The following is an 18,421-nucleotide window of genomic DNA, read 5'->3' as shown; positions in this document are numbered from 1 at the left end:
TCTACGAGCATGTGTTTCTCGCGCGTCAGGACCTGGCCCAGGCCCAGGTGGACGCGCTGGCGGAAAACGCCACCAAGATCATCGAGGACAATGGCGGCAAGGTCGTGAAGACCGAGACCTGGGGTCTGCGCAACATCGCCTACCGCATCCAGAAGAATCGCAAGGCGCATTATGTCGCCCTCGATTTCGAGGCGCCTGCACAGGTCGTCGCCGAGCTCGAGCGCCAGACGCAGATCAACGAGGACGTGATCCGCTACATGACCATCAAGGTCGATGAGCATGAGCAGGGCCCCTCGGCGATGATGCGCCGCGGCGAGCGCGACAAGCGCCGCGACGACGAGCGCGGCGATCGTGGCGATCGTGGCGATCGTGGTGACCGTGGCCCGCGCCGCGGCCGCGACGATTACGACATGTAAGCGAAGGGAAGAGACACGATGGCACGCCCATTTTTCCGCCGCCGCAAGTCCTGCCCCTTCTCGGGCAAGGATGCGCCGCGCATCGACTATAAGGACGTCCGCCTGCTGCAGGGCTTCGTCTCCGAGCGGGGCAAGATCGTCCCCAGCCGCATCACCGCGGTCTCCACCAAGAAGCAGCGCGAGCTGGCGAGGGCGATCAAGCGCGCCCGCCATCTCGGCCTGCTGCCCTACGTCGTGAAATAAGGAGCCAGGGATATGGAAGTCATCCTGCTCGAGAGAATCGAGAAGCTCGGCACCATCGGCGACGTGGTCAAGGTGAAGAACGGCTATGCCCGCAACTTCCTCCTGCCGCGCGGCAAGGCGCTCCGGGCCAACGAGACCAACCGCAAGGTCTTCGAAGCCAATCGCGAGAAGATCGAGGCGACCAACGCCGAACGGCGCAGCGGCGCCGAGGCCGAGGCCAGGAAGATCGACGGCGCCAAGGTGCAGCTGATCCGCCAGGCCTCGAACACCGGCCAGCTCTACGGCTCGGTCAGCGCCCGCGACCTCGCCGAGGCGCTTGAGGCCGCCGGCCACAAGGTCGCCAGGAACCAGATCGTGCTCGACAGGCCGATCAAGGCGATCGGCGTCCAGGAGGTGAAGATCGCGCTTCACCCCGAAGTGTCGGTGACCGTCACCGTCAACGTCGCCCGCTCGCCGGAAGAGGCCGAGCTGCAGGCGCAGGGCAAGGACGTGATGGCCGAGATGTTCGAGAAGGACGTCGCCGGCTTCATTGAGGAGCGCGACGAGACGCTGGAGCCGGGCGAGATCGCCCCGGAGCCGGCGGCCGAGGAGGCTGCTCCGGCCGCCGAGGAGGCAGCGCCTGCTGCCGAGGCCGAAGAGGCTCCGGAAGCCAGCGAGGAGAAGGCCGAAGAGGCCTGAGCTTCCCGCTCGTGAAAACAGAGGAAGGCCGCCGGTTCGCTGGCGGCCTTTTTCTTTGCTAGGGCGGTCGCGATGATCGACCTCGCCACGCCCGAATATCTGCCCTTCGAGCTCGACCCCGCTAGCGGGCGCGTCACCCTGCTGCGCCTGACCGAGGCGGACTACCGGGCGGCGAGCTTTCTCGACCAGCGCGTGCTCCGGCCGGAGTCCACGCTGCTCGAGACGGAGTGGGCGGCGCTGCCGCTGCCCGCGAACGCCCGCCGCGACGCCCAATATATCTTCCATATCGGCAATGTCGGCTCGACCCTCGTCTCGCGCCTGCTCGGCGAGCTGGACAGCGTCTTCGCGTTGCGCGAGCCGCTGCTGCTCCGGGCCTTTGCCGCCGCTCCGCCCGGCGCGGAGGATTTCGACCGGCTGACCGCCCTCTTCTCCCGCACCTTCCGGCCCGGGCAGCGCGCCAACGTGAAGGCGACCAGTTTCACCAGCGAGATCGCGGGCCGGCTGGTGCCGGCGGGCTCGAAGGCCCTGTTCCTCTACGTCCGGCCCGACCGCTACCTCGAGAATATCCTGGCCGGCGAGAATAGCTGGCAGACGCTGCAGGCGCTGAGCCCGGTGCGGCTCGCCCGGCTGCAGGGACGCTGTCCGGGCCTGGAGGCCGATGTCGCCGCGATGCATGACGGGCTCCGCGCCGCTCTGGGCTGGGCCTGCGAGATGAGCTCGCTGGGGGCGGCTGCGGGCCGGCTGCCGGAGTGCAGCAGACTCTGGCTGGACTTCGACACCTTCCTCGCCGATCCGCTCGACCGTTTCCGGGCGATCGCCGGGCATTTCGGCCACGAGGCGGATGAGGCGACCGCCCGCGCCATCGTCGAGGGGCCGCTCATGGGTCGCTATTCCAAGGCGCTCGACTATGAATACAGCCCCGCACTCCGCCGCGAGATCCTCGCCGAGGCCCGCTACCGGCACGGCGCCGCGATCCGCGACGGCCTGAACTGGCTTGCGGGCCTTGCCGGGCGCTATCCTGCCGTCGCGGACGCGATTCGGCGGGCCGGGGGGGCAGGCTGATGTTCAAGGAACTGGAGGTGCTGAACGCCGCGCAGGTGGCGGAGCTGCGCGCGATCGCGGCCAGCGCCAATTTCGTCGACGGCCGGATCAGCAATCCGCATTCGCAGGTGAAGCAGAATCTGCAGCTGCATGACGAGGCGGCCTATAATCGCTCCTCGCAGCTCATGACCCAGGCGCTCTACGCGCACGAGGACTTCCAGAATTTCGCTTTCCCCGTGGCGATGCTGCCGCCGATGATGGCGCGCTATACGAGCGAGATGCGCTACGGCGCCCATGCCGACGCGGCCTTCCTCCAGCTCGGCGCTATGGGGCTTCGCTCCGACCTCAGCTGCACGATCTTCCTCAGCGAGCCTGCCAGCTATGAGGGCGGCGCGCTCGTCATCCAGCTCGGCAGCCGCAAGCTCTCCTTCAAGGGCGCGCCCGGAACCGCCATCGTCTATCCCTCCGACATGCTGCATGAGGTGGAGCGGGTGACATCGGGCGAGCGCCTCGTCGCGATCACCTTCATCCAGAGCCGGATCGCCGACAAGACCCGCCGGGAGCTGCTCTACGACCTGAACGAGGTGGCGGCGCTGGAGGGGCTCGGCATGAAGCCGGAAAATTACGCCCGCCTCCAGCTCGTCCAGGCGAACCTCCTCCGCCGCTGGGGCGACAAGCCCTGAACGTCATTGCGAGGAGCGCAGCGACGCGGCAACCCAGTACTGGATTGCTTCGCCAGGCTCGCAATGACGGCGGTTAGCGGATCGCCCTGAGCTCCACGCCCTTCGTTTCCCGCGCGAGCAGTGCGCTCACCCCGCTGATCAGGCAGGCGGCGGCGACGTAGATGGCGACCGGCAGCGCCGAGCCATATTCCCTGTACATCCACACCGCGACAATCGGCGCCAGCGACCCCGCGAAGATCGCGGTAAGCTGATAGGCGATCGAGGCGCCCGAATAGCGGATGCGGGTCGGGAAGAGCTCGGCGATCATCGCCGCCTGCGGGCCGTACATGGCGCCGTGCAGGACGAGGCCGACGACCAGCGCCAGGATGATCGCGCCATTGCTGCCGCTCGCCAGCAGCGGAAAGAAGGCGAAGCTCCACCCCACCAGTCCGAACGCGCCGAACGCGTAGACAAGGCGCCGCCCGATCCGGTCGGAAAGATGGCCGAACCAGGGAATGGCGAAGAACTGTACGGCCGCGCCGATCAGCAGGGCGTTGAGCGCAAGCCCCCGGCTCTCCCCGCCCACGTCGACGAGGAAGGTCAGCGAGAAAGCGGTCAGGATATAATAGGAGATATTCTCGCCCACCCGGAGCCCCGCGCCCAGCACCACCGCCCCGGGCCGTTCGCGCAGCACATCGAGTGCGGGCAGCTTCGGCGGGGCCTCGGCCTCGGCCAGCGCCTCCTCGAACGTGTCGCTCTCGGCGACGCGGTTGCGGATGTACCAGCCGACGGCGACCAGCAGGACGGAGAGGAGGAAGGGCACGCGCCAGCCCCAGCTCAGGAAATCCGCCTCGTCCTGTATCGCCGCCATCAGCGCCAGCACCCCGGCGGCGAGCAGATTGCCGGCGGCGACGCCCGCCTGCGGCCAGCTCGCCCAGAAGCCGCGGCGCTCGGCATTGCCATGCTCCGCCGCCATCAGCACCGCGCCGCCCCATTCGCCGCCGACCGCGAAGCCCTGAACCAGGCGGAGGAAGATCAGCAGGACAGGCGCCCAGATGCCGATCTGCGCATAGCCGGGGAGCAGGCCGATCAGCACGGTCGCGACCCCCATCAGCACAAGACTCAGCATCAGCAGCCGCTTGCGCCCGATGCGGTCGCCATAATGGCCGAAGACGATGCCGCCGATCGGGCGCGCGACGAAGCCGACTGCATAGGTGCCGAAGGCGAGCAGGGTCCCGACGAACGGGTCGGCCTGGGGGAAGAAGACGTGGCTGAACACCAGAGCGGCAGCCGAGCCGTAGAGAAAGAAGTCGTACCACTCGATCGTGGTGCCGACGAGGCTCGCCATGATCACGCGCCGGAGCGGCGTCCTCTGCTTTTCGGCCATTGGTCCCTTCCGAATCAGGTCGCGCCGCAGCGCCAGGTCCCGGTCAGCTCGACCTGGGCGCGGGTGCGGCGGTTGGTGGCGGTCAGGCGGGCGGGCCAGCGTTCGTCGCCGGTGCCGCCGGGATCGATCTCGTCCGTCCGCCCGATGCTGATGCTGAGCTCGCGGTCGGTCACGAAGGTGCCCGTCGGGCCGGCCGGGCTCGGCTGGTCGAAATGGGAGAGCGTGCCGTTGATCCTGGCAAGGGCATCGCCACCCTGCGCCGCGAACAGGCGGTGGCCCCCGGCGGTGAAATCGCAGCGCGGCGGATCGGTCATGCCCGCGCCCCTCAGGTCGGCGCCGGTCAGCGGCTGCGGCCGCGCGCTGATCTGGGGATCGACCTGCGGCTCTTCCTTCGGCCGGGACAGGCGCTCGATCTGGTTGGAGTCGACCTTCGCATTGGCCAGATTCTGCCCGCTCCCGCAGGCCGCCAGCGACAGCAAGGCGAAGGCGAGCGCGTGGCGCATCAATAGCCCATCAAAGCGAGCACCTCGCGGCGGCTGCGCTCGTCCTTGCGGAACACGCCCATCATCCGGCTCGTGGTCATCATCACGCCCGGCGTGCCGACGCCGCGCGCGGTCATGCAGGCATGGCTCGCCTCGATCACCACGGCGACGCCGAGCGGCTGCAGATTGGTCCAGATGCAGTCGGCGACCTGCGCGGTCAGCCGCTCCTGCACCTGCAGCCGCCGCGCATAGCCGTGCAGCACCCGCGCCAGCTTGGAGATGCCGACGACCCGGTCGCCCGGCAGATAGGCGATTGCGGCCTTGCCGATGATCGGCGCCAGGTGATGCTCGCAATGCGACTGGAACGGAATGTCCTTGAGCAGCACGATCTCGTCATAGCCGCCCACCTCCTCGAAGGTGCGGCTGAGATGGTGGGCGGGATCGTCGGCATAGCCGCGCGCATATTCGCGCCAGGCCCGCGCCACGCGCTTCGGCGTGTCGAGCAGGCCCTCGCGGTCGGGATCGTCGCCGGCCCAGCGGATCAGGGTCCTGACCGCGTCCTGCACCTCGTCGGGAACGGCGACATTGCCGGCCTCCTCGACCAGATCGCCATCGTCCGGATCGGCTTCGCTCATCCACGCAACTCCTTCTGCGCACGCATATAACGCAGCGGGCCCGGACGCCTAGTGCCGGAGCGCCCGGTGTCAGCGCGGCCGGCAGCGGCGGCCGCGATCGCGCGGATCGGCCTGCGGACCGGAATCGCCGTCCGAGCAATGGCTGGGCGGCGCCGCGCTGCCCGGGCGGACGCGGCCGCGGTCCTTGGGCGAGGCATTGTCCAGCGGATCCCATTGCGCGTCCTGCGCCGCGCGCTGCGACGCGCAGCCGGCCGCGCCGAGTACCGAGGCACCGGCCACCGAGATCAGGAAGGAGCGCCTGCTGACGTTGCGAACCGGCTTCATCACATCTCCCCGCCTATGCTCCCTGCGGAGCTTCGGCGGGCAAGCCCGCCATGCGCCCAGTCCTAACGAACGGCTGGCTGGCATGCCAGCCGTAGCTGTGAAGCAGCGTAGGCTGGTGACCCCGACAGGATTCGAACCTGTGGCCTACTGATTAGGAATCAGTTGCTCTATCCTGCTGAGCTACGGGGCCAATGCCGTGCGCGGGATTTGGCGCTTTTGCCGGTTGCGGTCAATTCGCTCCGGCCTTCTCACGGCTTTTTAACCACTTGTGCCGTAAAATCCCCGTGCCTGAGAGGACCGGACCTTCATGCCCGACATTCCGATGCAAGCCGCCCACAAGCGCGCCCAGTGGCAGGTTTCGCCCTGGGCCGATTATAGCGAGCGCATCTTCCTGCTGCTGCTCTTCGGCTGGTTTGTCTCGCGGGTGGCGCCGAGCGTCATCGATCATCCCTACAACGCGATGATCCTCGCCTCGGAGAGCTTCACCGCGATTCTGGTGATGGTGCGCCGGCCGGGGCCGATGTCGGTCTCGCTCTACGCCTGGCTGATCGCGATCGCGGGGACCTGCGCGCCGCTGCTCGTCTATCCGGCCCCGGCCGAGCCGCCCATTCCCGCCGAAATCCCGGCGCTGATGATGCTCGCCGGCCTGTTCCTGAGCTTCGGTGCCAAGGCCTTCCTGCGCCGCAGCTTCGGCATCGTCGCCGCCAACCGCAAGGTACAGCGCGGCGGCCCCTACCGGATCATGCGCCACCCGATGTATTCGGGCTATGTCATCACCCAGATGGGGTTCTTCCTGCTGAACCCTACCCTGTGGAACGCCGCGGTCTATGTCGCGGCCTGGTTCGCGATGGTGCTGAGGATCGAGGAGGAGGAGAAGTTCCTCTCCCAGGACCAGGCCTATCGGGACTACAAGGCGCACGTGCGCTGGCGCCTGTTCCCCGGCTTCTACTGACCCCTAATTCTCCTCTTCCGGCGCGATGACCGGGAAGGGCAGAGGCGCGACCGGAATCCCTTCCTCGCGCAGCTCGCCGGCCTGTTCGGGCGTCGCCTGGCCGTGAATGGCGCGGGCCTCGGCCTCGCCGAGATGGATCGCCCGCGCCTCGTCCGCGAAGCGCGGGCCGACATGTTCGCTGGTCTCCAACATCTTCTTCTGCGCGTCGGCCATTGCGCCGAGCAGCTTCTTCACCTGCTCGGGGGGCAGGCCCTCCCCCTGATTGCCCTTGGCGCCCACCGCCGGGGACATCGGCGCCTTCGCCACCTCGGCCGAGCCGCAGAGCGGACAGGAAACGAGGCCCCGCGCCTGTTGCCTCTCATAATCCTCGCTCGAGCCGAACCAGGCCTCGAAGACGTGGCCCTGCGGAGCGCACTTGAGATCGAAGATGATCATCGGCTCGCCGTGTCCCCCGGACACGGCTCGGAAGTGCGGGGCGCTTCCGAGCCGATGATCCGGACGTGCTCCGGCTGCGGGATCGGGCGCCGGTGCCAGATCGCGGGAAGCCGCTGGCGCACCTCCTCGACCGCCGCCTGGTCGAGCTCCGCAAAGCCCAGGCCGGGTCCCTCTGCGCCCATATCGAGCAGCACCTTGCCCCAGGGATCGACGACGAGGCTGTGGCCGTACGTCACCCGCCCGTCCTCATGCTGCCCCACCTGCGCCGCGGCGACGACGAACGCGCCCGCCTCGATCGCCCGCGCGCGCAGCAGGACGTGCCAGTGCGCCTCGCCGGTCGGCACGGTGAAGGCCGCGGGAATGGAGAGGATGGTCGCGCCCTCGTTGGTCAGCGCGGTGAACAGGCCCGCGAAGCGCAGGTCGTAGCAGATGGAAAGGCCGAGCGCGCCGGCCGGCGTGTCGACGACGACGCTCCGGCCGCCCCGTTCATAGGCCGCGGATTCGCGCCAGCTTTCGCCGGTCGGCAGGTCGACGTCGAACAGATGAATCTTGTCGTAGCTGGCCCGGATCTCGCCCGCACCGTCGATCACGAAGCCGCGGTTCAGCAATTTGTCGCCATCCTCCGCCAGCAGGGCGAGCGAGCCGAGATGGACCCAGATGCCCGCTTCCCGTGCTGCTCCGCGAACCGCAGCGAGCACCGGATCGTCCGACTGGAGATGCAGATGCCGCATGGCCCGGCCCCGGTCGCGGTCGAGCAGGCCGCTCATTTCCGGCGTGAACAGGATCGCCGCGCCGCCGGCCGCGGCCTCGTGCACGCGCCCGACCAGGGCCGCCGCATTCCGGTCCGGGTCGAGCCCGGTCTGCGCCTGGAAGAGCGCGATCCTCATCCGGCCAGCATCGGATCGAGCCTGCCCTCGCGCTCCAGCGCGTGGAGGTCGTCCGATCCGCCGACATGGTGGCCGTCGATGAAGATCTGGGGGACGGTGGTCCGGCCATTGGCCCGCTGCAGCATCTCGGCCCGCTTCGGCCCGCCGAGCGTGATGTCATATTCCTCGAAGTCGACGCCCTTGCCGCCCAGCAGCCGCTTCGCGGCGCTGCAATAGCCACAGAACATCTTGGTGTAGATCTCGACGCGGGCCATCCTGTTCTCCTCGCCGGAGAAGTGGGGATGCGGGCGGCCCCTTGTCAATCGTCCGTCTTCACCACCCGCGCCCAGCACAGGACCTCGATCCGCGCCGCGCCCGCCCGCCTCAGCGCGCCGGCACAGGCATTGGCGGTGGCGCCGCTCGTATAGACATCGTCGATGAGCAAAACCGGCCGGTCCTTCACAAACGCCCGGAGGGGCGAATCTACCTTGAAGGCGCCGCGCACGGCGTCGCGGCGCTCGCGCGGGCCCATGCCGCGGAGCGGCGGCGTCCGCTTCACCCGCCGGATCAGGTCGAGCCGCGGCTCCAGCCCGGTCCGTCGGGCGAGCGCGGTCGCGATCAGGGCGGACTGATTATATCCCCGCCGCCATATCCGCCAGCGATGCAGTGGCACCGGCACGACGATCATATTCTCCTGCGCCGCGACATGGCGCTCCATGAACCGCGCCATGGTCTCGGCGACGCCCGGCCGCCCGCCATATTTGAGCTTCAGCGCCACCTTGCGCGAAATCTCGCCATAGACGACGGCGGCGCGCAGCCGGTCGAAGCCGGGCGGCTCGGCGAGGCAGGCGCCGCAATGGACATCCGGCCCGGATTCATAGTCGAAGGGGAGTGCGCAGCGGGCGCAACAGGGCTCGCCCAGGAAGCGCAGCGCCGACCAGCAGTCCAGGCAGAAACGGTGCGGCGCCTCGGTCACCGCGCCACAGCCCGGGCAGCGCGGCGGCAGCGCGAAATCGAGGGCAGGCTTCAGCGCCTTCCCGGCCCATGCGGCGGCGGCGTGCATGGCGCGAGCCTAGCCGGACGCTGGTTGACAGCCAAGCCAATCCCGCCCATTTGCGCCGCGGCGGCCCGATGGCGGAGTGGTTACGCAGAGGACTGCAAATCCTTGCACGCCGGTTCGATTCCGGCTCGGGCCTCCATCCCTCGACATTCCCGCACCCTACGCCGCTCCGAACGGATTCATAACCTGTATCAGCGACTTGGCCACGGAACCGCGGCCTCGGATCGGCGGTTAGACTGCCCGACGGCCGCCCGGCCGTGCTCGAAAACGGGAGACCAGGATGACGTCGGAGCTTCGCGACGACGCGCCGGCTTCGGCTGCGCGCGACGCTGACCGGCAGGCCGAGGAGATCGGACGCGAGGACGAGACCGCATTGATCGTCCGGACCGTGACGATCAACCGGCCGCGCGCCGAAATCTATGCCTTCTGGCGCGACTTCTCGAACCTCGCGACCGTGATGGAAAATGTGGAGCGGATCGAGACGATCGACGAGCGCCGCTCGCGCTGGGTGGTGAAGGCCCCGGCCGGCAAGACCGTCGAGTGGGATGCGGTCGTGACCGACGACGAGCCCGGCAGGCTCATCGCCTGGCAGTCAGTCGAGGGCGCGGACGTACAGAGCTCCGGCCGGATCGAGTTTCTCGACGCGGCGCCCGGCCGCGGCACGATGGTGCGCGCGACCTTCAGCTACGACCCTCCCGCGGGCGGCATCGGCGAATGGATCGCCAAGCTTTTCCAGCGCGAGCCGAACGTCCAGGCACGCCGCGACCTGAGGCGCCTCAAGCAGTTCCTGGAGACCGGCGAGGTCACCAGCTCCGCCGGCCCCTCCGGCCGCGACGAAGACCCAACCGAGCAGCACCTCTAGTCACGGGAGCCCCAAATGCGCGCGATCACCTGGCAGGGTCGGCACAAGGTCCAGGTCGACACCGTCCCCGATCCCGAGATCGTCAATCCGCGCGATGCGATCATCCGGGTAACCTCGACCGCGATCTGCGGCTCCGATCTTCATCTCTATGACGGCTATATCCCGACGATGCGCAAGGGCGACATCCTCGGCCATGAGTTCATGGGCGAGGTGGTCGAGGTCGGGCCGAAATCGACGCTGCAGCGCGGCCAGCGCGTCGTCGTGCCGTTCACCGTCTCCTGCGGCAACTGCTTCTTCTGCGGGAAGGAGCAATATGCGGCCTGCGACAATGCCAATCCCGCGACCACGTCCGACGCTTCGGAAACGCTCTACGGTTATCCGATGGGCGGCGCCTTCGGCTACGCGCATCTGACCGGCGGCTATGCCGGCGGCCAGGCCGAATATGTCCGCGTTCCCTATTCCGACGTCGGTCCGATCGTGGTCCCGGACGGGATCGAGGACGACAAGGTGCTGTTCCTGTCCGACATCCTCCCGACCGGCTGGATGGCCGCCGAGAATGCGATGATCGAGGAAGGCGACACGGTCGCGGTCTGGGGCTGCGGCCCGGTCGGCCTGTTCGCGGTCCAGTCGGCCCTGCTGCAGGGCGCGCACCGGGTGATCGCCATCGACCATTATCCGCGCCGGCTGGAGCTGGCGAAGCAGCTCGGCGCCGAGGTGCTGAACTACAAGGATACCGACATCCGCGAGGCGCTGTTCGAGATGACGGGCGGAATCGGTCCCGACGCCTGCATCGACTGCGTCGGCATGGAATCGCACGGCATGGCGATCGACAACCTCATCGACACGGTGAAGGCGCACACCTTCCTCGGCACCGACCGGCCGGCCGCGCTTCGCCAGGCGATCCTCGCCTGCCGCAAAGGCGGGCGGCTCTCCATCCCCGGCGTCTATGGCGGCATGGCCGACAAATTCCCCATCGGCGCGCTGATGGAGAAGGGCCTGACGGTGAAGTCCGGCCAGACCCACGTCCAGAAATACAGCCAGCTGCTGCTCGACCTCGTCGCCGAGAACGAGATCGATACGGAATTCCTGATCTCGCACCGCGCCAGCCTGGAGGACGGCCCTGCCCTCTACCGGAAATGGCACGACGAACAGAACGACTACACCAAGATCGTCCTCAAGCCCGGAATGGAGCCCGCCCATGAGCCAGCCTAAGTTCGCGATCGTCACCGGCGCCTCGAGCGGCATCGGCCTCGAGCTCGCCAAGCTCGCCGCCAGTGAGGGCTATGATCTGCTGGTCGTCGCGGACACGCCATTGGTGGACGCGTCCGCAGCGCTCAGGGATCTGGGCGTCGAGGTCCGCTCGGTGGAGACCGATCTCTCGACAGGGCCGGGCGTCGACCGGTTGCTCGACGCTGCCGGCGGACGGAATATCGACCTGCTCTGCGCCAATGCCGGCCACGGGCTTGGCCATGCCTTCCTCGAGCAGACGCCGCGCGAATGGCGGCACGTGATCGACACCAACATCACGGGGACGCTGCTGCTCATCCAGCGCGTCGCGAAGGAAATGGTAACCCGCAACGAGGGCAAGATCCTCGTCACCGGCTCGATCGCCGGCTTCATGCCGGGCAGCTTCCAGGCCGTCTATAACGGCACCAAGGCCTTCATCGACAGCTTCACCGAAGCGCTCCGCAACGAGCTCAGGGACACGAACGTCACCATTACGAACCTGATGCCCGGCGCGACCGAGACCGACTTCTTCGAACGCGCCGGCATGCTCGACACCAGGGTCGGCACCGAGGAGAAGGCCGATCCCGCCGACGTGGCGAGGGACGGCTGGAAGGCGCTGATGGCAGGCAAGGGTCATGTCGTCTCCGGCTGGGGCAACAAGATGCGCGCGGCCATGGCGCACGTCACGCCGGCGGGGATGCTCGCCGAGCAGCACCGCAAGATGGCCGAGCCGGGCACGGCCGAGGACTGACGCCGGAAAGGCGGAGGCAGGCTGACGCCAGCCTTCGCCTGCGGGTCAGTCCCTGCGGAAGATCGGTTGCCTCGCCAGCGGCGGCGCGGGCTGCCATTGCCCGCGATGGTCCTTTACGAGCGGCAGATCGCAGCCGTCGCAAAGCGCGTCGAGCCGCCCGCCACGCCGGGCAATCGAAACCAGCGACGGCCGGTGCCGTCCAAACATGCAGCCGAGACTCATCGTCCGCCACCCGGCCGGATCGGAAACCCCGCCCCCATCTACGCATACTCCTACGCACAACCGGCCGAATCCGCTGGCCGGAACCTCGATCTTAAAGTCATGTTATTGTGCGTGTTGCGATTTGCGACGAATGGAATGCCCCCCGGTCACTTTCTGACGAGTTGCGTCCCCATGGCCACGCCCACCGATCTCCCCGAGCCTGCGCCCTCCGCGGCAGCCGACGCCAACGGAAAGCGCCGCGCGATCGTGGCGGCAGGGATCGGCTCCGCCGCCCTCGCCGCCGCCTTGCTCTATTGCCGCTCCGCAAGCCGCGCGAAGAGTCGTGTTGCAGGCACCCCGGACTGATTCTTCCCGGTCGCGCTTCAGGCGTCGCGCTTCGGCTCGGTCCTGGGGCGGCGGGCGCGCGGCGACGGCAAGGTGAAGCCGACGACCGCGCCGCCGCCCTCGCGGTCTTCCGTCCAGATCCGCCCGCCATGCGATTCGATGATCGTCCGCGAGATGGAGAGGCCGAGGCCGAGCCCGGATTCGCGCGTCGTCGCGAATGGCGAGAAGCGCTCGTCGGCGGGACGGGCGAAGCCGGTGCCGTTGTCGGTGATCGTGATGGCGACATAGTCACCGTCGCGGCGGCTGCCGATCAGGATTGCCGCATCGTCCCGCCCCTTCGTGGCCTCGAAGGCATTGCCGAGCAGGTTGATCAGCACCTGCTGGACCTGGATCCGGTCCGCGCGGACGCTCCTGGCGTCGGCGGCGAAACTCGTGCTGACCGCCGGCCGGGCGGCACCGCCGGCGATCGAGACCAGCGCCAGCGCGTCCTCCACCACCCGCGCGAGCGCGACATTGGTGACGGTCCGCGGCTGGTTGGCGACCATCTCGCGCACCCGGCGGAGAATGTCGGCGGCAAGATGGACCTGCTGCTCGGCCGCTTCCAGCCCCTCGCCCACGTCCTCCAGCGCCGTCTCCCCGCCTTTCTTCAGGCGCCGGCGGCTGCCGTTCAGATAATTTGAGGCGGCGGTGAGCGGCTGGTTCAGCTCGTGCGCCAGGGTCGCCGCCATCGCGTTCATCGCCTCCAGCCGCGAAAGATGCGCGACCTGGGTCTGGAGCCGGTCGAGCAGCTTGCGCGCGCTGATATTCTGGTCGGTGCCGTGCAGGCGGACGACCCTGCCCGCGGCATCGAAGCTGGGCATGACGACCCCCTGGTGCCGGGTTTCCTTCCCGCTCGGCAGGTGGACTTCATATTCGATCTCCTGCGCCTTGCCGGTGCGGACCGCCTCGGCATGGGCGCGATCGATGGTCTCGCGCCCTTCCTCGGTCAGATAGGCACGGAACTCGTCGAAGGTCGGACTGCCCTGCTCGGGCGTCCGCTCGAACTGGCGGCACAGCTGCGGCGACCAGAAGGTCTCCCCGGTGCCGAGGTCATATTCCCAGTCGCCGATCTGGCCGATCCGCTGCGCCTCGCTCAGCCGCTCGTTGGCCCGGGCCAGTTCCGCCTCGCGCCGCTCGCGCCGCCGGAAGGAGAGCGTGACGACCAGGGCGAAGGCGACCAGCATCAGGCTCACCAGGCCCGCGCCCACATAGAAGATGGTCGCGCGGTGGCGCGGCACGGCGAGGACGTCGGCCTCGAGCACGCCGTAGGTGACGAACAGGGGAAAATCGCGCAGTCGACGGTGGCTGAAAAAGCGGACCCGGCCGTCGATCACGCTCGGCGTGAGGAAGGTGCCGTTGGGCTCGCGCTGCTGGTTCGTCATCACCTGGGTACCGGCGACATTCCTGCCGGAGGTCGTCTCGCCATCGTGCAGGCTGGAGCGGATGATGCCGTCGAGGCCGATCACCGCCATCATGTCCTGCGGCCGGACCTGGGCGTCGCGGAAGAAGGCGACGAATTGCTCGGGCGGGAAGTTGATCGCGATCACCCCCGCGAAGCTGCCGTCCGGGTTGTTCAGCCGGCGGGTCAGCCAGATCAGTGGCCGTCCGGCGAGGCGCGAATGGAAGGGGGGGCTGATGTAGAGCTGGCCGGTGTCGCGCGCGACATGGACGCGGAAGGCAGGGTGGTTGGCGACATTGGGGCGGGCCATCGGCGCGGTCACCGAGGTCGCCACGATCTCGCCGTCGGCATTGGCGATGCTGACCGCGAGGAAGGTGCCGGTCTGCGCGACATTGCCCGAGATCAGCACCGGCCGGCCCGGCCGCCCGACGAATTCCGGCCCGACATTGCCGCGCGCGAAACGGCCCCCGACATAGCGGGTCACGAGATCGGCCGCCTCCAGCGTGCGCCGGACATATTGCTCGAAGGCGATCGTCCGGTTGGAATTCTGGCGGACGGCGTCGTCGACCGCCTGGTCATGCTCGAAGCGCACCTGGCCGATCACGAACCACCAGATGCCGATCACGAGCAGCAGGCAGAAGCCCCAGATCAGGCCCGAGATGCGGCGCGCCCGGCCGGGGCGCAGGGCTTCGGCGGGTGGCGGGGCGATTGCGGAGACCATCGCCGCCGCTTATGGCGGGCGCCGGACAAAGTGCAATCAGGATCGCGACGGGAGCGGAACAGGAGTGGCGGCGTCAGTCCCCGGGATGATGAGCGGCTTCGGCAGCCATTTCGCCACCGAGGCGGTGGCCGGCGCGCTGCCGCAGGGCCGCAACTCGCCGCAGCGCCCGGCCTTCGGCCTCTATGCCGAGCAATTGTCCGGGACCGCCTTCACCGCGCCCCGCGCCGAGAATCGCCGCTCCTGGCTCTACCGGATGCGGCCGAGCGCGGCGCACCCACCCTATGAGCGATACGCGGGCGCCCCGCTTTTCGCCCCCGGCAGTCCGGACGAGCCGCTGCCGCCCAACCGGCTGCGCTGGGACCCGGTCGCCATGCCGGAACCCGGCACCGACTTCGTCGACGGCCTGGTGACGATGATGGCCAATCGCGATCCGGCCGAGCTCGAGGGGGTCGCCGTCCACGTCTACCGCGCCAATGCGGACATGGCGGACCGCTATTTCTTCGACGCCGACGGCGAGCTGCTGCTCATCCCGGAGCGGGGCCGGCTGGACCTGCGCACCGAGATGGGCCGGCTGGAGATCGCGCCCGGCCAGGTGGCGCTGATCCCGCGCGGGGTGCGCTTCCGGGTGCTGCTGCCCGACGGCGCCGCGCGCGGCTATGTCGCCGAGAATCACGGCGCGCTGTTCCGCCTGCCCGAGCTCGGTCCGATCGGCGCCAACGGCCTCGCCAATCCGCGCGATTTCCTGACGCCGGCCGCCGCATTCGAGGAGCGCGAGGGCAGCTTCCAGCTCGTCCAGAAACATCTCGGCTCGCTCTGGGTCACGTCGCTGGATCACAGCCCGCTCGACGTCGTCGCCTGGCACGGCAATCTCGCGCCCTGGCAGTACGACCTGTCGCTCTTCAACGTCATGGGAACGGTGAGCTTCGACCATCCGGACCCCAGCATCTTCACCGTGCTGACCAGCCCGAGCGACGTGCCGGGGCGCGCCAATGCGGACTTCGTGATCTTCCCGCCGCGCTGGATGGTGGCCGAGGACACGTTCCGCCCGCCCTGGTTCCACCGCAACGTGATGAGCGAGTGCATGGGGCTGATCCACGGCGCCTATGACGCCAAGGCCGACGGCTTCGCCCCGGGCGGGATGAGCCTGCACAATCTCATGGCCGGCCACGGCCCCGACGCCGCCAGCTGGCAGGGCGCGAGCGAGGCCGAGCTGAAGCCGCACAAGATCGAGGGCACGATGGCCTTCATGGTCGAGACCTGCTGGCCCTACCGGCCGACCCAATATGCTTTGGACCACGCCCAGCCGGATTACGACGCCGCCTGGGACGGCTTCCCGAAAGCCCGGCTGCCCTGATTCCGTGCTCCGGCGAAGGCCGGAGCGGTGGGTCGACCTCCAGTCCAATCGCGCAACGCTCCGGCCTTCGCCGGAGCACCAGCCTCGACTACTCGCCTCTGGCGAGGAAGGCCTTCACGCCGCGGGCGGCCTGGCGGATGCGGTGCTCGTTCTCGACCAGGGCGATGCGGACATAGCCCTCCCCTTCCTCGCCGAAGCCGACCCCCGGCGCGACGGCGACGCCGGCTTCGGCGAGCAGCCGCTTGGCGAATTCCATTGCGCCGAGCGGGCGCCAGGCCTCGGGGATCGGCGCCCAAGCGAACATCGAGGCCGCAGGCGGCGGGATCTCCCAGCCGGCCCGGCCGAAGCTGTCGACCAGGCAGTCCCGGCGCGACTTGTAGAGCTGGCGGTTGAAATCGATGATGTCCTGCGGCCCGTTGAGAGCCGCGGTCGCGGCGGCCTGGATCGGGGTGAAGGCGCCGTAATCGAGATAGGATTTCACCCGGCCCAGGGCGCCAACGAGGTGCGGGTTGCCGACGGCGAAGCCCATCCGCCAGCCGGCCATCGAATAGGTCTTCGACATGGAGGTGAACTCGACCGCGACTTCCTTCGCGCCGGGCACCTGCAGGATCGAGGGCGTCGGCGTGTCCCCGAAATAGATTTCGGCGTAGGCGAGGTCGGAGATCACCCAGAGATCGTTCTCCCGGGCGAAGTCCACGATCTTCTCATAGAAGCCGAGATCGACGGTGTAGGCGGTCGGGTTGGACGGATAGCCGATCACCAGCACCTTTGGCTGCGGCACCGTGAACCGGACCGCCCGGTCCAGCGCCTCGAAGAAGCCGGGGCCAGGCGCCGCCGGGATGGAGCGGATCGCCGCGCCGGCAATGATGAAGCCGAACGTATGGATCGGATAGGAGGGATTGGGCGCAAGCACGACGTCGCCGGGCGCGGTGATCGCCTGGGCGAGATTGGCCAGCCCCTCCTTCGAGCCCAGGGTGACGATCACCTCATTGTCCGGATCGAGCGAAACGCCGAAGCGCCGCTCATAATAAGCGGCCTGGGCGCGGCGGAGGCCGACAATGCCCTTCGACGCCGAGTAACGGTGCGCGCGCGGATTGCGGGCAACCTCGGCCAGCTTCTCGATCACATGGGCGGGCGGGGCGCCGTCCGGATTGCCCATGCCGAGGTCGATAATGTCCTCGCCGCGGGCCCGCGCCGCCGCCTTCATCGCATTCACTTCGGCGAAGACATAGGGCGGGAGCCGGCGGATGCGATAGAAATCGGTGCTGGTCATGACCGCCGATGCTCTGCCGCTCGCGCCGGTGCCGCGCAACCCCGGAGCGTAACAATCGGCGCCTTCCCTCCGGGCGCGACAGCCGCCGACAGATTGCTATGATGGTGACGAAACGATTCGCGCCGCTTCCAGGCGCGAGAGCAGAGGGAGGAAGTTGATGCGTCTGTTCCTGAGCATTCCCCTGGCGGTCGGCGCCATTGTCGCGCTCGGCGCCTGCGGCCAGAACGAGCAAGCCTTGCGCAACACCTTCCGCACCGCGGCGCTGACCGGTTGCCAGAATGGCGATCCGGCCGGACGCGCCCAGCTCCAGCAGGCCGGCATCGATCCCAATCGCTACTGCACCTGCGCCATCGACCGCTACATGCAGTCGGCGACGCTCGAGCAGATCAAGGCCGACAGCCGCGACCCGAACAGCTCCGCCGCCCTGCGCGGCGCCGCCATGCAGTGCGCGAGCGAGCTGATGCAGCAATCGGGCGCCGCGGCTGCCGCCGCAGCCGGCGCGAATGCGAGCGAAGCGGCGGCGCCGGCCGAGGCCCCGGCCGCAGCCGAAGGCGGTGAGGCAGCCGCGGGGAATGAAGCCGGGGAATGACGGCCTGAGCCGGCGCGCCCTACGGGGGTAAGGAGCGGGTCAATGACGCGCAGCTGGTATCTGTTGCCCGCCGCGGCGCTGTTCCTCTGGAGCGGCGCCGCGGAGGCGCGCCGGTTGCCGGACCGGGCGCAGGTGGAGCGGGCGGTCAACGCCTGGTTCGCCTGCCGCGCGGGACCGGATTGTGCGGGTTGGCCCGCTTATCGCCGCCAACTGACCCGCTCCCGCTGCTACCGGTTGCCGGGGGAGGAAGCCTATCCCGGTCGGATCCTGTGCATCTTCTCGGGCGTGGATCACCGCGAGGGCAGGCCCGCCAGTCCCTTTCGCAATGATTGCGCCTATCTGATGCCGACACGGCGCGGCTGGCAGGTCAGCTCGATCCCCGATGCCGACGTCTGCGAATAAGGCCCGCGCGCCCGGCACCGTCCTCTCGCCGGCCATGTAGCGCCGGTAAGGAACGGACTTGTCGCACGGGCAATGAT

At 68.7% G+C, this 18,421-nt stretch carries 23 protein-coding genes and 2 tRNA genes; 14 read left to right on the top strand and 11 right to left on the bottom strand.

Features of this window, described 5'->3' with window-relative positions; all coding sequences use genetic code 11:
- The 5 genes from rpsF to VEC11_RS11225 all read left to right on the top strand — a co-directional run.
- Positions 1–416 (top strand): 30S ribosomal protein S6 (gene rpsF / locus VEC11_RS11245; RefSeq protein ID WP_464131193.1); only part of this gene is annotated, 416 nt, incomplete at its 5' end.
- 18 nt (positions 417–434) lie between these two features.
- Positions 435–659, top strand: a complete 225-nt coding sequence (gene rpsR, locus VEC11_RS11240) for a 30S ribosomal protein S18 (RefSeq protein WP_464131191.1) — start codon at positions 435–437, stop codon at positions 657–659.
- A gap of 12 nt (positions 660–671) precedes the next feature.
- A complete protein-coding gene (rplI, locus tag VEC11_RS11235) occupies positions 672–1,337 on the top strand; it encodes a 50S ribosomal protein L9 (protein ID WP_464131189.1) in 666 nt (221 codons plus the stop codon).
- A gap of 72 nt (positions 1,338–1,409) precedes the next feature.
- Positions 1,410–2,399, top strand: a complete 990-nt coding sequence (locus tag VEC11_RS11230) for a hypothetical protein (RefSeq protein WP_464131187.1) — start codon at positions 1,410–1,412, stop codon at positions 2,397–2,399.
- Positions 2,399–3,061 carry a Fe2+-dependent dioxygenase gene (locus VEC11_RS11225; protein ID WP_464131185.1) on the top strand — a complete coding sequence of 221 codons (663 nt, stop codon included), beginning with the start codon at positions 2,399–2,401 and terminating at the stop codon, positions 3,059–3,061. The genes VEC11_RS11230 and VEC11_RS11225 overlap by 1 nt, the downstream gene beginning before the upstream one ends.
- Positions 3,062–3,134: 73 nt before the next feature.
- Here VEC11_RS11225 and VEC11_RS11220 read toward each other — a convergent pair whose 3' ends face one another.
- The 5 genes from VEC11_RS11220 to VEC11_RS11200 all read right to left on the bottom strand — a co-directional run bounded on the left by VEC11_RS11220 (position 3,135) and on the right by VEC11_RS11200 (position 6,058).
- Positions 3,135–4,427 (bottom strand): MFS transporter, encoded by a 1,293-nt coding sequence (locus tag VEC11_RS11220; protein WP_464131183.1) that lies wholly within the window; start codon positions 4,425–4,427, stop codon positions 3,135–3,137.
- Between the two features lie 14 nt (positions 4,428–4,441).
- Positions 4,442–4,930, bottom strand: a complete 489-nt coding sequence (locus tag VEC11_RS11215; RefSeq protein ID WP_464131181.1) for a hypothetical protein — start codon at positions 4,928–4,930, stop codon at positions 4,442–4,444.
- A complete protein-coding gene (gene folE, locus VEC11_RS11210) occupies positions 4,930–5,544 on the bottom strand; it encodes a GTP cyclohydrolase I FolE (protein ID WP_464131179.1) in 615 nt (204 codons plus the stop codon). The genes VEC11_RS11215 and folE overlap by 1 nt, the downstream gene beginning before the upstream one ends.
- A gap of 69 nt (positions 5,545–5,613) precedes the next feature.
- Positions 5,614–5,868, bottom strand: coding sequence for a hypothetical protein (locus VEC11_RS11205; protein WP_464131177.1), 255 nt, complete (start codon positions 5,866–5,868; stop codon positions 5,614–5,616).
- Between the two features lie 113 nt (positions 5,869–5,981).
- A tRNA-Arg gene (locus tag VEC11_RS11200) sits at positions 5,982–6,058 on the bottom strand.
- 117 nt (positions 6,059–6,175) lie between these two features.
- Here VEC11_RS11200 and VEC11_RS11195 point away from each other — a divergent pair.
- Positions 6,176–6,820 (top strand): methyltransferase family protein, encoded by a 645-nt coding sequence (locus tag VEC11_RS11195; RefSeq protein ID WP_464131175.1) that lies wholly within the window; start codon positions 6,176–6,178, stop codon positions 6,818–6,820.
- Positions 6,821–6,823: 3 nt separating this feature from the next.
- On the opposite strand, the gene VEC11_RS11190 is transcribed toward VEC11_RS11195, so the two are convergent.
- Genes VEC11_RS11190 through VEC11_RS11175 form a run of 4 tightly spaced genes read right to left on the bottom strand, consistent with a single transcriptional unit; the run spans position 6,824 to position 9,184 of the window.
- Positions 6,824–7,255: a DUF1178 family protein gene (locus VEC11_RS11190; protein ID WP_464131173.1), complete on the bottom strand. Its 432-nt coding sequence runs from the start codon at positions 7,253–7,255 to the stop codon at positions 6,824–6,826.
- Complete coding sequence (locus VEC11_RS11185; RefSeq protein WP_464131171.1) at positions 7,252–8,142, bottom strand: carbon-nitrogen hydrolase family protein; 891 nt, start codon at positions 8,140–8,142, stop codon at positions 7,252–7,254. The genes VEC11_RS11190 and VEC11_RS11185 overlap by 4 nt, the downstream gene beginning before the upstream one ends.
- Complete coding sequence (grxC, locus tag VEC11_RS11180; protein WP_464131169.1) at positions 8,139–8,396, bottom strand: glutaredoxin 3; 258 nt, start codon at positions 8,394–8,396, stop codon at positions 8,139–8,141. The genes VEC11_RS11185 and grxC overlap by 4 nt, the downstream gene beginning before the upstream one ends.
- 44 nt (positions 8,397–8,440) lie before the next feature.
- The gene (locus VEC11_RS11175) at positions 8,441–9,184 is read right to left on the bottom strand and encodes a double zinc ribbon domain-containing protein (protein WP_464131167.1); all 744 of its coding nucleotides are present in this window, start codon (positions 9,182–9,184) and stop codon (positions 8,441–8,443) included.
- Positions 9,185–9,246: 62 nt separating this feature from the next.
- On the opposite strand from VEC11_RS11175, the gene VEC11_RS11170 reads away from it, so the two are divergent.
- The 5 genes from VEC11_RS11170 to VEC11_RS11150 all read left to right on the top strand — a co-directional run bounded on the left by VEC11_RS11170 (position 9,247) and on the right by VEC11_RS11150 (position 12,588).
- A tRNA-Cys gene (locus VEC11_RS11170) sits at positions 9,247–9,320 on the top strand.
- A gap of 141 nt (positions 9,321–9,461) precedes the next feature.
- The gene (locus VEC11_RS11165) at positions 9,462–10,043 is read left to right on the top strand and encodes an SRPBCC family protein (protein WP_464131164.1); all 582 of its coding nucleotides are present in this window, start codon (positions 9,462–9,464) and stop codon (positions 10,041–10,043) included.
- Between the two features lie 15 nt (positions 10,044–10,058).
- A complete protein-coding gene (locus tag VEC11_RS11160; RefSeq protein WP_464131160.1) occupies positions 10,059–11,255 on the top strand; it encodes a zinc-dependent alcohol dehydrogenase in 1,197 nt (398 codons plus the stop codon).
- Complete coding sequence (locus VEC11_RS11155) at positions 11,242–12,021, top strand: SDR family NAD(P)-dependent oxidoreductase (RefSeq protein ID WP_464131155.1); 780 nt, start codon at positions 11,242–11,244, stop codon at positions 12,019–12,021. Before VEC11_RS11160 ends, VEC11_RS11155 begins: the two co-directional genes overlap by 14 nt.
- Before the next feature lie 393 nt (positions 12,022–12,414).
- Positions 12,415–12,588 carry a hypothetical protein gene (locus VEC11_RS11150; protein WP_464131151.1) on the top strand — a complete coding sequence of 58 codons (174 nt, stop codon included), beginning with the start codon at positions 12,415–12,417 and terminating at the stop codon, positions 12,586–12,588.
- A gap of 17 nt (positions 12,589–12,605) precedes the next feature.
- On the opposite strand, the gene VEC11_RS11145 is transcribed toward VEC11_RS11150, so the two are convergent.
- Positions 12,606–14,726: an ATP-binding protein gene (locus VEC11_RS11145; RefSeq protein ID WP_464131148.1), complete on the bottom strand. Its 2,121-nt coding sequence runs from the start codon at positions 14,724–14,726 to the stop codon at positions 12,606–12,608.
- Between the two features lie 85 nt (positions 14,727–14,811).
- Between VEC11_RS11145 and hmgA the strand changes: the two genes are divergently transcribed.
- A complete protein-coding gene (hmgA, locus tag VEC11_RS11140) occupies positions 14,812–16,080 on the top strand; it encodes a homogentisate 1,2-dioxygenase (RefSeq protein WP_464131144.1) in 1,269 nt (422 codons plus the stop codon).
- Positions 16,081–16,168: 88 nt separating this feature from the next.
- Here the strand turns inward: hmgA and VEC11_RS11135 are convergent, their stop codons facing one another.
- A complete protein-coding gene (locus tag VEC11_RS11135) occupies positions 16,169–17,353 on the bottom strand; it encodes an LL-diaminopimelate aminotransferase (protein WP_464131141.1) in 1,185 nt (394 codons plus the stop codon).
- 157 nt (positions 17,354–17,510) lie between these two features.
- Here VEC11_RS11135 and VEC11_RS11130 point away from each other — a divergent pair, with 157 nt between their 5' ends.
- Together VEC11_RS11130 and VEC11_RS11125 are read left to right on the top strand one after the other, a co-directional pair.
- Positions 17,511–17,942: a hypothetical protein gene (locus VEC11_RS11130; protein ID WP_464131139.1), complete on the top strand. Its 432-nt coding sequence runs from the start codon at positions 17,511–17,513 to the stop codon at positions 17,940–17,942.
- 42 nt (positions 17,943–17,984) lie between these two features.
- Positions 17,985–18,344, top strand: coding sequence for a hypothetical protein (locus VEC11_RS11125; RefSeq protein ID WP_464131137.1), 360 nt, complete (start codon positions 17,985–17,987; stop codon positions 18,342–18,344).
- The last annotated feature ends 77 nt before the right edge of the window (positions 18,345–18,421 follow it).

Origin of the sequence: Allosphingosinicella sp., assembly GCF_035626655.1 — a bacterium.
In the GTDB taxonomy this organism is placed as follows: Bacteria; Pseudomonadota; Alphaproteobacteria; order Sphingomonadales; family Sphingomonadaceae; genus Allosphingosinicella.
Note: the sequence above shows the minus strand (reverse complement) of the source record. Positions and strands in the feature narration are given on the sequence as shown.

What these genes read in the sequence shown, in the direction of transcription:
- VEC11_RS11220 (WP_464131183.1), bottom strand. Translation starts at nt 4,427, where the DNA reads ATGGCCGAAAAGCAGAGGACGCCGCTCCGGCGCGTGATCATGGCGAGC.
- VEC11_RS11230 (WP_464131187.1), top strand. Translation starts at nt 1,410, where the DNA reads ATGATCGACCTCGCCACGCCCGAATATCTGCCCTTCGAGCTCGACCCC.
- grxC (WP_464131169.1), bottom strand. Translation starts at nt 8,396, where the DNA reads ATGGCCCGCGTCGAGATCTACACCAAGATGTTCTGTGGCTATTGCAGC.
- VEC11_RS11125 (WP_464131137.1), top strand. Translation starts at nt 17,985, where the DNA reads ATGACGCGCAGCTGGTATCTGTTGCCCGCCGCGGCGCTGTTCCTCTGG.
- folE (WP_464131179.1), bottom strand. Translation starts at nt 5,544, where the DNA reads ATGAGCGAAGCCGATCCGGACGATGGCGATCTGGTCGAGGAGGCCGGC.
- VEC11_RS11225 (WP_464131185.1), top strand. Translation starts at nt 2,399, where the DNA reads ATGTTCAAGGAACTGGAGGTGCTGAACGCCGCGCAGGTGGCGGAGCTG.
- VEC11_RS11215 (WP_464131181.1), bottom strand. Translation starts at nt 4,930, where the DNA reads ATGCGCCACGCGCTCGCCTTCGCCTTGCTGTCGCTGGCGGCCTGCGGG.
- VEC11_RS11155 (WP_464131155.1), top strand. Translation starts at nt 11,242, where the DNA reads ATGAGCCAGCCTAAGTTCGCGATCGTCACCGGCGCCTCGAGCGGCATC.
- hmgA (WP_464131144.1), top strand. Translation starts at nt 14,812, where the DNA reads ATGATGAGCGGCTTCGGCAGCCATTTCGCCACCGAGGCGGTGGCCGGC.
- VEC11_RS11145 (WP_464131148.1), bottom strand. Translation starts at nt 14,726, where the DNA reads ATGGTCTCCGCAATCGCCCCGCCACCCGCCGAAGCCCTGCGCCCCGGC.
- rpsR (WP_464131191.1), top strand. Translation starts at nt 435, where the DNA reads ATGGCACGCCCATTTTTCCGCCGCCGCAAGTCCTGCCCCTTCTCGGGC.
- VEC11_RS11185 (WP_464131171.1), bottom strand. Translation starts at nt 8,142, where the DNA reads ATGAGGATCGCGCTCTTCCAGGCGCAGACCGGGCTCGACCCGGACCGG.
- VEC11_RS11160 (WP_464131160.1), top strand. Translation starts at nt 10,059, where the DNA reads ATGCGCGCGATCACCTGGCAGGGTCGGCACAAGGTCCAGGTCGACACC.
- VEC11_RS11175 (WP_464131167.1), bottom strand. Translation starts at nt 9,184, where the DNA reads ATGCACGCCGCCGCCGCATGGGCCGGGAAGGCGCTGAAGCCTGCCCTC.
- VEC11_RS11190 (WP_464131173.1), bottom strand. Translation starts at nt 7,255, where the DNA reads ATGATCATCTTCGATCTCAAGTGCGCTCCGCAGGGCCACGTCTTCGAG.
- VEC11_RS11135 (WP_464131141.1), bottom strand. Translation starts at nt 17,353, where the DNA reads ATGACCAGCACCGATTTCTATCGCATCCGCCGGCTCCCGCCCTATGTC.
- VEC11_RS11165 (WP_464131164.1), top strand. Translation starts at nt 9,462, where the DNA reads ATGACGTCGGAGCTTCGCGACGACGCGCCGGCTTCGGCTGCGCGCGAC.
- VEC11_RS11195 (WP_464131175.1), top strand. Translation starts at nt 6,176, where the DNA reads ATGCCCGACATTCCGATGCAAGCCGCCCACAAGCGCGCCCAGTGGCAG.
- rplI (WP_464131189.1), top strand. Translation starts at nt 672, where the DNA reads ATGGAAGTCATCCTGCTCGAGAGAATCGAGAAGCTCGGCACCATCGGC.
- VEC11_RS11130 (WP_464131139.1), top strand. Translation starts at nt 17,511, where the DNA reads ATGCGTCTGTTCCTGAGCATTCCCCTGGCGGTCGGCGCCATTGTCGCG.
- VEC11_RS11150 (WP_464131151.1), top strand. Translation starts at nt 12,415, where the DNA reads ATGGCCACGCCCACCGATCTCCCCGAGCCTGCGCCCTCCGCGGCAGCC.
- VEC11_RS11205 (WP_464131177.1), bottom strand. Translation starts at nt 5,868, where the DNA reads ATGAAGCCGGTTCGCAACGTCAGCAGGCGCTCCTTCCTGATCTCGGTG.